Source organism: Stieleria sedimenti (assembly GCF_025060895.1).
Classification (GTDB): Bacteria; Planctomycetota; Planctomycetia; order Pirellulales; family Pirellulaceae; genus Stieleria; species Stieleria sedimenti.
In genome coordinates this window covers 1-9,449 of sequence record NZ_JANZKV010000276.1, presented here as the reverse complement: position 1 = coordinate 9,449, position 9,449 = coordinate 1, and the positions used below count along the sequence as shown (strand labels likewise).

Below are 9,449 nucleotides of genomic sequence, written 5' to 3'. Positions count from 1 at the left end.
GGCGCGAACCGGCTGATATCAAACGAATATCAGCCGTTTGGCGCGAGCCTACGGGCCCCAGTCCTGGGCAAAGCCGCGTTAACTTAGCGGTATTGGGCTTTAGCCGCCAACAATCGCTGCGTCGCAGCGACCGGGAATCGCCTCGCTGACAAAGCACTATTCGTCCAGAAACACGTGGTCGGGTTGAACGGACTTGTACCATTCACGCCATTTTCGTTGGGCCGTCCGGACCTCGGCATTGGTGGGCTCGTCGGGCATACCGAAGCCTTCGAATTTCCGACTGATAAATCGCAATCCGTCGCGAGCGTAGGCGCGGACAATTTGATCGGGATCGCTCAGCGCAAAGATCAACGCGGGAGCGACACGCAGTTCGTCGCTGGCCCCGAGCACCTTGGCCGAAACGCGTCGGGCCTGCCACGATCGGCTGCCGCGGAGAAGCCGAGAAAGTCGCTCCAACTGCGCGGTTCGCTCCACCGGGTCGGTCGGCAGTTTTGCGTTGTCGATCATCGCTTTCCCGTCCAGCTCGTCGGCATTGTCGCTCTCGAGCAGTTCCAGCATGTTGGACACCGATTGGGCCGGCACCGGAGAAACCGCTTGGCCGTTCTGCATCCTCGCACCGCTCACATCTTCACCAAACCCGAAACCACCGATCGTCGAGGCACTGGCGCCGGCACCGAGCGACTTTTTCGTACTTCGGATCAGGAACAAGATCGCGAAGCAGGTGTTACCCGGTCCGAAGATGTGTTGCGTTTCGCCCCAGCCGCCCTCGGGTTTCTGCGACCGCCTCAGTTCACCCACGATTCGGTTGTACCAATCCGGTTCCGACTCGATCGGCAACCCCCGCGCGATGTCGAGGAAACTGCGATAACGCTCGGTGGTGTAGCAGGTGTAGTAGTAGTAGCGGTCATTGACGTGATCGGGCGTCGGGTTGGCTCTCACCCAATTCTCCATGCGACCGATTGCACCGAAGATGGCATCTTTCTTGATCCGAGCGTTGTTCGCTTTGCGAGCCGTGTTTTCGTCGTTGCGAAGCACTTTGACCGCTTTGGGTAGCCCCACAATGCCGGCTTCCTCGGCCGTTTTGCTCGATCCCCACATGCCCATGACGTCACCGGCGATCAGCAGCGTCGCCCCGGCGGCGAGCGACATGCCTTCGGTGATCCGTTCCTGCTGGATCAAGCGCCCCCCGGTGGGAATCTCGCCTTGGTAAGGCCACGCGCCGCGGATATCTTGAACCTTGAAGAACCACTCCATCGTTCGTTGCAGGCGACTGTAGTCGACCTTGTAGCCGAGTCGGTCGAGCGTCCACAGCGCCAAGATCACGTATTGGGTTTGCGACGTGTCGCCATTCTTTTCTTGCGGATAGGTGTAGGATCCGTGTTCGGGCTGGACCTCGTCAAAGTAACGCAGCAGCGTCGTGAGTTCTTTGCGATATTGGTCCGGATCGACTTCGCAAAACAGCAACGCCGACACCGCCGCGTGGTAGTTGGATTTGAATTCCTGGCCCCGAGAAACGGTGCCGACAAACTTTTTCGCCTGTTCCAGCCCTTCTTGCACCACCCGATTGGTCGGATCCGGTGCGGCTTTCATGATCGTGTAAGCCGCCAAAACCACCTCGCCCTCGTCGGTGAACTTGGTCGATTCCAGGTATCCGATCGCCCGGTTCACCATTTGTTGAACCTCCGGATCCTCCGGCTTGATGGCCTGGGCGGTCGAAGCGACGACGAGCTGCAGGGAGACGGCCAACAAGCCGCCAAGGAGGACGAAACGATTCTGGCGTTGCATCAGAAAGACCATGCTGACGTCGAGGAAAAGGCTGCGCGGGCCGCAGGAGACGGGGCCGGCGCTGGATCGGATAAGTATAGCACAACGGCTGGAAAGTGGCGATTATGGGGTTGTGCCCCCCGCGGGCCCCGAGTGCTCTGTCCCGATTTGAATTGAGGGTTGCGTTTAGCGAGCGAATCCGATCACCCATGGTGATCAGCCGTTTCGCGCCAGCGTACGGGCCTGTAGCACGAAAAAAAACACGCCAGGGCTCGCAGGCTCGCGCCAAACGGCTGATTCAATCGACAGACCGCTCGCGCCGTTCCGCTCACTCCTTCACTGCCAAAGTCTTGTCACAGCGGATAGCCGAGCCGCCGCAACGCCTCTTCATAACGCTCGTTGAACGCGGCGATCTGCTCGGCCGACATTTCGTCCTTGTATCCCCCGCTGACGCCTCGCCGAACGAAGCGTTTTTCCGCGGGCCAGCGTTTGTTGTCCCATCCCAATCGCCGCTCACGATCCTGCATTCGATCGACCCGCGTCGATTCGGCGATCCTGGCAAGTTCCTCCGCACCCAGGTCCGAGTGCAAGAACGACGCAATGCGTTGCAACTGAGTCGCGCAGTCAGTCTTCAAATCCTCGTAGCGGATCGTCAGAATCTCTGCGTCAAAGGGGTTCTCTTGCCAGGCGATCACGTGGCGATGCCATTCTCCCCAGCGGATCTCCATTCGGCCGGCAATCATGTCGTCCAAATCGGCCGCCTCGCCGAGCGCCTCGTTGAAGCTGCGATACGAACACAGCACGTCGCGTCCGTCACGCACGATGTTCAACACCCGCTTGTAATCGGGGTGGGGAAGCGCGTGGGTCTTGAAACACGTCATCGGCAAGAATCGTTTGTAAAACGCCTTGTAATGAATATCCGGGACGAGTTCCTGGACCAGTGAATCGGGGGTGTGGCTCGGATCGAGCCGAAACAGCATGGCGGCGACCATCACCTGCATCCACGTGTTCCCCGACTTGGGATAGCCGGCGATGAAGACATCGGAATCCTGAAACTGGTCCGTCGGGAGGAACGAATCGGCGTGTCTGGCCAAAGCATCACGCTCGGCCGTCAAGGTTTCAATTTCCGCACGTAAGATTCGTCTTGCGATTCGCTTTAAGATGGTTTCGTCTCCCATTGGAAACAGGGTTGAAGCACTCCCGAACGTCTGGTGCGCTGCGCCCGGTCAAGTTCACTTTCATGAATCCTGAATTTCACCACCCCGGCTTTGTTGAAGAGGTTTTCCACATGCGGGATCCCGGCGTTGAGGGTCAAATAGTACCAGCCCGGACTGAGCAGGTGACCGGGGATCGTACAGGTGCTGCAGTAGCGCCCCGGCGACCGGGGACCGCGACAGTCGTGTGCATCCGAATCATAGGCTTCCACCACCACCGGGCCTTCGCCGGACAGGATCTGGAAGCCGACTCGCATCGGCGGCAGCGGTTTGCCGACGGCGTACTGGATGGTGATTTGAAAGGGTTCGTCGGGCGAAATCACATTGGATTGCTCCGTCGCCGCGTACGATTGTTGTCCCTGACCGACGACGCTGACATGTTCGACGGCGAAAACCGACGTCGGGTCGGCAGTGGCATGCCAATGCGCCCCGGTCTCCGCCCCCGCGTTGAGGTCAAAGTAGTCGCGAATCGCGTCGGAAATCGGCGCCATCGTCACCAGTTCGCCTCGATCCAAGACGACCCCTTGGCGGCACAACGACCGAACCGATCCCATGTTGTGGCTGACAAACAGAACGGTTTTCCCGCCGCCGGCCGAAACCTCTCGCATGCGGCCGATGCACCGGTTTTGAAACTCCGCATCACCCACCGCCAGCACTTCGTCGACGACCAGGATCTCACAATCCAGGTGTGCCGCGACGGCAAAGCCCAAGCGAACGGTCATGCCGCTGCTGTAGCGTTTGACAGGCGTGTCGATGTACTTTGCACAGCCGCTGAACTCGATGATTTCGCCCAGCCGCGACCGGATCTCGTGACGCCGCATGCCCAGCAGTGCGCCATTTAAATAGATGTTTTCTCGACCGGTCAGTTCCGGCTGAAACCCGGTGCCCACTTCCAGCAAACTTGCCACCCGGCCCTTCGTTTTGATCCTGCCAGACGTCGGCGCGGTGATCTTGGACAGCAGCTTGAGCAATGTCGACTTCCCGGCCCCATTGCGTCCGATGATCCCAAGAATTTCGCCTCGGGGGACTTCGAAATCGATGTCTTTTAACGCCCAAACGTAGTCGTTTCGTCGCTTGTTTCGGCTGCCATCGGAGACCTTTCCCGAAGTTTCATCACGATCGCTGTCGCCGGCGTTGTCGCCTTGCACGTCATCGCGAATGCCTCCGCCGGACCCGTCCGCAACCTCACGATCGTTGATCGTCCCGACCAACGCAAACGGGTCAGGTCTGCCGAACAAGCGGGCCACGAAACGATGCAGGTCATGCGAAAGCGTTCCGGTACCGACCTCTCCCAGTCGATAGCGTTTTGAAACGTTTTCAAATCGAATGGCTGCCGACACTAGACCGAGTCCATGAAGGTTCGTTCGACGCGATTGAAGATCACCGTCGAAACCAAAAATGCAACGACCGCAAACGTCGCAGCATAGACCAACCCGCCGATCGACACCGTGCCCGAGCCCAAAAACCCGAGCCGGGTCAGCTCGAAGACCGGTGCCAAGGGGTTCCAGGCGAGCACGCCGGAAATCCCGTCCGGGATCTGGGACATCGGATAGATCACCGGAGTCGCATACATCAGCAGCTGAACCCCAAACTGCAACAGAAAGATCAGATCGCGGTACTTGGTGGTCAACGCCGAAAATAACATCCCGAAGGCGAGACCCAGGGTCGCCATCACGAAAACACTCAACGGCAGCAGCAACGCCCACGCATTGGGTGTCACCTCACCGATCGCCACAAAGTAGATCAACAGCGCCAGAAACAATCCGAATTGAATGGCGAATCGAATCAGATTCGATGTGACGATCGACAGCGGAATCAACAACCGCGGAAAGTAAACCTTGCCGAACAACGCGGCGTTATCGCGAAACACGGTCGCGGTCTTGTTGAAGCATTCGGAAAAATAATTCCACAGCACCACGCCCGACATGTAAAACAAAATCTGCGGGATGCCGTCGGAGGAGAGCTTGGCAATCTTACCGAACACCAACACGTAGACGAGCGTGGTGAAGATCGGCTGAATGAAAAACCACAGTGGCCCCAAGATGGTCTGTTTGTAAAACGAGACGATGTCCCGATGCGTAAACAGATACAGCAGGTCGCGGTACAACCAGACTTCACGCAACCGCAAGTTGAAGACCGCGGCGTTGGGCTCGAGAATTTCATCCCAATCCTCGGAACCTAAATCGGATTCAGTTTCGATTGCCATCAGGTCCGTTGTGCAGTTCAGGAGTGAAACACGATGGTGTTTCAGCGGTGGACGCGACAGCCCTCGAAGTCACACGTGCCAGACCCGGTGAGTCGATCATCGAAATCACTCGGCGTCCTGTCGCGACCGGAACAGGACGGCGCGCTCGTAATCGTCCACTCGTTTCGCGATGGTGAACTCCGCACCGACTCGGACACGCGCAGTCCGCCCCATAGTCTCTCGCAACCCGGCGTCCTCCACAAGCCGATCGATGGCGGCCTGCCACTGCGACAGATCTCGCACCAAAAACCCTTCCTGTCCGTCTTCGACCAGGGTCCGATTGAAACCGACGTCCGACGCCACTGTCGGCAGTCCGCTGGCCATGTACTGAATCATCTTGGCGTTGCATTTATACGTCGACCATTCATGGTCCTCGGGTAATGGCATGATTCCGACATCGAGCTGTCTCAGTTCCGCCGCGACGTCGCATCGATCGATGTCGATCCAGCGAAGCAAGTCGTTCGTTCCCGCATCAATGCTCTCGTGTGCCGCTCGCGCAGTAATGATATGGAACCTCAGCGGTTTTTGTTCGGCGAGATTCTCGATGGCCGGCAGGATCGCCTTGAGCAGCGCAACGTTACCGGCCGACCCGACCCAGCCGATCTTGACCATTCCCGTCTCACCGGCGGCCGAATCTGCCGACGGGCGGTGTTCCGATTCCCACTTCGACGCGTAAACACGCTCGTCCACGCAGGTCGGTATGATCGAAAGCGACGGATTGTGCGGCCGGATCCAATCCGCGATCGCCTCGTTTCCGGCGATGACGTGATCGCACATCGCCGCAATCCTCTTGATTTTCTCGGGAAACAACAGGAACACGGCGTCGTCGATGTCATACACCAGCCGCCTGGCTACCCTGCGCAGTTCATGCTCCAGCACGTCATCGTCCGAATGAACGGCACCGGTTTCGAGGATCACACTGTCAAACGAACCGTTGGCGATGCGTCGAATTTGCCATCGACGAATCGCGTACTTCAGCGTTTGACTGACTCGCCATCCCACCAGCGGCCAATGCTCATACCGGTTCGGGATGCAGGGATAACGACGAACGTGATGGCCGCGTTCTTCCAAACGGCTCAACAGCGGCGTGCGGAAAATGACCGAGGGGACCCCCGAACCACCATTGAAGTACGCGATCCGAGCTCGTTCACTCATGGAGCCGCGTCCCGCCACAGTGATTCGTACGTTTCGACAAGCGTGGCGGCCGCGCGGTCCCACGAGAAGCGCTGCAGATTCGTTTGCATCGCCGCCGGATCGACCTGTTCCGGTCTTTCGATCGCCGCTCGGACCGCACGGGCAAGCCCCGTCGGATCATTCGGGGGATGAAAGATCGCGGCTTCACCGGCCACCTCGCGAAACACTTCGGTGTCACACAGGACCGGGATCGTGCCGTGAGATTGCGCCTCCAGAACGGGCAACCCGAATCCTTCTCCCAGACTTGGGAAAACAAAACAGGATGATTGCCGGTAACACTCGCACAGACGATTGTCGTCCACCGCGCCGAGTGAAACGATTCTGTCGGCAACCCCGTGCGATCGAATGAAGGCCTGTTCCGCCGCGTCGAACGATGCGCCGACGACAACCAGCGGCAGATCATCAGGCCATTCACCCGTTGCCAGCGCACGGACCACCGTCGGAAAATTCTTGTACAGGTTTCGCCCGCCGACAAACAAACAGTATCGCGGCGGCAGCGCTGCGCCGTTGCTGTGGCGCGCCGCATCGGAATCGTCCGGAGACTCGGGGACGCCGGCCGGCGACGAAGTCAGCTGCCCGCGGTGGTCGGCGGCCAGATGCATCACGGTCACACGCCCGCGCATCGCGGGAAAGTACCGGGTCAACCGTTCGGCGGCATCGTGGGAAATCGTCAGCACGTGGTCGGACTGTTCCACGCATCGCTGTTTCATTTCGCGTTGCAGCGCGAAGTCCCCCATCCAGTAAAAGTCCTCCGAAAGCATGTCGTAGACGGTCGCCAAGCGTTTTGGATGGTCAGAACCGACAGCCCTGCCGCGTGGATCCAGCGAGAAAAACGTCGGGTGCCAAATGTGATTGGGGAACCTTGAGCGCAGACGACCATGCAGGGCCGGCCGGATCATTCGCCAGACGACATGCCGCCGACTGACCAACTCGGGACCGCGAATAAAACGAGCCACGCTAACTCCGATCGGAATGTCCTGCTGTGGTGAGGCACCCACCAACAGCGTGTAATCCACTTCGTTGGCCGTTCGCGAAAGCAACTCATAGAACAGCCGCCAGACGCCGATTCGCCCGCGGCCTTCAAACACCGTGCCGTCGATCAGGACTTGAGGCTTAGCCATCGGCGGGTTCAATCGGCGGTGTGTTCTGATTCGCTGCGTCGCGCTCCCAGGACTGATGCAGTCGCTGCAAGGCGAGTTGATAATCGGATTGGCGGAGTGCTTCACCGGCTTGCAGTGCCGCTTCCGTTCTCGACAACGTCCCCAGCCCCAATTTGGCTTTCAGCTTATTGATGAACTGACGAATCGGTCCGGCGTCGCGGAACGGATCGTGCGCAACCGTCTCGCGCGTCAACAGATGATGCGCCACGCCGTCGGTGTAGAACGCCACGCCAAAACGATCCGCAACGTATTGCAATGATTGTTGCGTATAGAACGACACGTGTTGGCCCGTTTCAGGCAAAAAGTACCACCACTGATCCGCGGAGGTCGGCGTCGGATCGGGGACCAAGATGGTTGAAAACAGAAGCGACTTTCCCCGACCCAGCAATTCATCAAAGACCGTCATCGGATCCTCGAGGTGCTCAAAGACCTCCCAGGCCGTGATGCAATCGAACGTCTCCTGTTTGGGTGTGTCGGCCAAGTCCACCTCAAACCCTTTGGCAAACAGACATTCGCAATAGGCGTCGGTGTGCCGGAACGGAAACCCGCGATCACGCATCATTCGGGTGAACACGCCATAGCCACCACCATAGTCGAGCAGACGTCGTCGGTCGGGACAAATTTGACGCAACACCTCGCAAGCCAGTTCGACCTTCTCCGCATTGCGCTGCAACAAGCCGATGTCCAGATCCGCGATCACCTGCTGGTAGGCTTCGTCAAGCCAGTACGGCGGCTCGGTTTGAATGAACCCGGTTTGATCACAACGAGAGTAGATGACTTCGTATCGTCCCAAGACCTTCGCCGAGAATAACGGTGAACAGAGACCTCCAGTCAATCGACTTTTCGAGGGGTTCACTTGTTCGCTTTGATTTCCGCCGCTTCGGCTTCCAGCTTGGCGATCTCGTCTTCCAACTCTTTCAGCTCGCCCAGGTCATCCGCTTGCTGACGCGAGCCCGCCAATTGTTGCCGCAAACTGGTCAGTTTTTTGTTGATGACGTCCAGCCGCTTCTTTTGCTTTTTGTCCACGTAGATCCTGCTTTTCAAACCGAAGTTGCGAAAGGGTGATTCGTGCTTTGTCAACTTCTAGATTCGGGGTGCCACGGAAAAGTGGTCAGGTACCAAAACTGCGAAGCACCCTGCGGGCCATTTGGTTTTTGGTACCTGACCCCTTTTCCGCTCGACAAACGCAACCCGAACATTGAACGCTGACACAGCACTCGGGGTCGATTCGTCAATCGAACCCCGAGTCCTCAATAGAACTTCACCGGCGGTCGGATCGCAAGACGCTTAGAACCCGATTCCGATCGAGATCCCGCTGCGGCCGTAGCCGTAACCCGGATAACCGCCAAAGCGGACGCTCGGTCCGATGTAACCGCCATAACCCGGTCGGTAACCATAGCCCGGTCGATAGGACGAGTAGGGGCGGTAGCCGGGGCTAACGTAGGGGTACACCGGAGCACGATAGACGCCGGAGTAAACGCGTGGCACGGCGACGGGAGCACGGTAAGCGTAACCCGAGCGGACGACAGGGCGACGGTAATAACAGTCGCCTGCCTGGCTGGTCGATTCGGAAACGGCCAGGGAGCCGACACACACCGCGGCGGCGAGTAGTAATTTGTTCATGGAAACACTGTTCCTGGGGATTGGGAGTGACTTGGCTGGATGCCCGCGGCGAACCTTTCGGTCACGGGCAGCACCCGATTTGATCAAAACACCTGCACACGCCGGACCAAAAGTATCGCCGGTTCGGGCGAATTCGGCTATTGGTCCGTCGTGCGTCTGACATTTCGCGAGGGACGGGGCATTCATTAACAAGCTTGCTTGTCGATTTGTGGGGGAGAAAGCGGGTTTTACCCCAATACCGCTAAGTTA

General features: G+C 58.5%; 9 protein-coding genes. All 9 read right to left on the bottom strand.

What is annotated here, in order from left to right:
• Window positions 1-156: 156 nt before the first annotated feature.
• Complete coding sequence (locus NZK35_RS29725) at window positions 157-1,797, bottom strand: hypothetical protein (protein ID WP_259636168.1); 1,641 nt, start codon at window positions 1,795-1,797, stop codon at window positions 157-159.
• A gap of 320 nt (window positions 1,798-2,117) precedes the next feature.
• Window positions 2,118-2,942, bottom strand: a complete 825-nt coding sequence (locus tag NZK35_RS29720; protein WP_259636167.1) for a sulfotransferase domain-containing protein — start codon at window positions 2,940-2,942, stop codon at window positions 2,118-2,120.
• On the bottom strand, window positions 2,921-4,318 hold the full coding sequence (locus NZK35_RS29715) for an ABC transporter ATP-binding protein (RefSeq protein WP_259636166.1): 1,398 nt from the start codon (window positions 4,316-4,318) through the stop codon (window positions 2,921-2,923). Before NZK35_RS29715 ends, NZK35_RS29720 begins: the two co-directional genes overlap by 22 nt.
• Window positions 4,318-5,184 carry an ABC transporter permease gene (locus NZK35_RS29710; protein ID WP_259636165.1) on the bottom strand — a complete coding sequence of 289 codons (867 nt, stop codon included), beginning with the start codon at window positions 5,182-5,184 and terminating at the stop codon, window positions 4,318-4,320. The genes NZK35_RS29715 and NZK35_RS29710 overlap by 1 nt, the downstream gene beginning before the upstream one ends.
• 105 nt (window positions 5,185-5,289) lie before the next feature.
• Entirely contained in the window at window positions 5,290-6,378 is a 1,089-nt protein-coding gene (locus tag NZK35_RS29705; protein ID WP_259636164.1) for a glycosyltransferase, read from the bottom strand.
• Window positions 6,375-7,538, bottom strand: coding sequence for a glycosyltransferase family 4 protein (locus tag NZK35_RS29700; RefSeq protein WP_259636163.1), 1,164 nt, complete (start codon window positions 7,536-7,538; stop codon window positions 6,375-6,377). The genes NZK35_RS29705 and NZK35_RS29700 overlap by 4 nt, the downstream gene beginning before the upstream one ends.
• Window positions 7,531-8,370, bottom strand: coding sequence for a class I SAM-dependent methyltransferase (locus tag NZK35_RS29695; RefSeq protein WP_259636162.1), 840 nt, complete (start codon window positions 8,368-8,370; stop codon window positions 7,531-7,533). The genes NZK35_RS29700 and NZK35_RS29695 overlap by 8 nt, the downstream gene beginning before the upstream one ends.
• Before the next feature lie 59 nt (window positions 8,371-8,429).
• The gene (locus NZK35_RS29690; RefSeq protein WP_259636161.1) at window positions 8,430-8,657 is read right to left on the bottom strand and encodes a hypothetical protein; all 228 of its coding nucleotides are present in this window, start codon (window positions 8,655-8,657) and stop codon (window positions 8,430-8,432) included.
• A 207-nt stretch (window positions 8,658-8,864) separates the two neighbouring features.
• A complete protein-coding gene (locus NZK35_RS29685; protein WP_259636160.1) occupies window positions 8,865-9,200 on the bottom strand; it encodes a hypothetical protein in 336 nt (111 codons plus the stop codon).
• Window positions 9,201-9,449 lie beyond the last annotated feature (249 nt).

Bases quoted from the DNA above. Each gene is read 5' to 3' on its own strand.
- NZK35_RS29725 (WP_259636168.1), bottom strand. From the start codon at position 1,797: ATGGTCTTTCTGATGCAACGCCAGAATCGTTTCGTCCTCCTTGGCGGC.
- NZK35_RS29720 (WP_259636167.1), bottom strand. From the start codon at position 2,942: ATGGGAGACGAAACCATCTTAAAGCGAATCGCAAGACGAATCTTACGT.
- NZK35_RS29710 (WP_259636165.1), bottom strand. From the start codon at position 5,184: ATGGCAATCGAAACTGAATCCGATTTAGGTTCCGAGGATTGGGATGAA.
- NZK35_RS29705 (WP_259636164.1), bottom strand. From the start codon at position 6,378: ATGAGTGAACGAGCTCGGATCGCGTACTTCAATGGTGGTTCGGGGGTC.
- NZK35_RS29700 (WP_259636163.1), bottom strand. From the start codon at position 7,538: ATGGCTAAGCCTCAAGTCCTGATCGACGGCACGGTGTTTGAAGGCCGC.
- NZK35_RS29685 (WP_259636160.1), bottom strand. From the start codon at position 9,200: ATGAACAAATTACTACTCGCCGCCGCGGTGTGTGTCGGCTCCCTGGCC.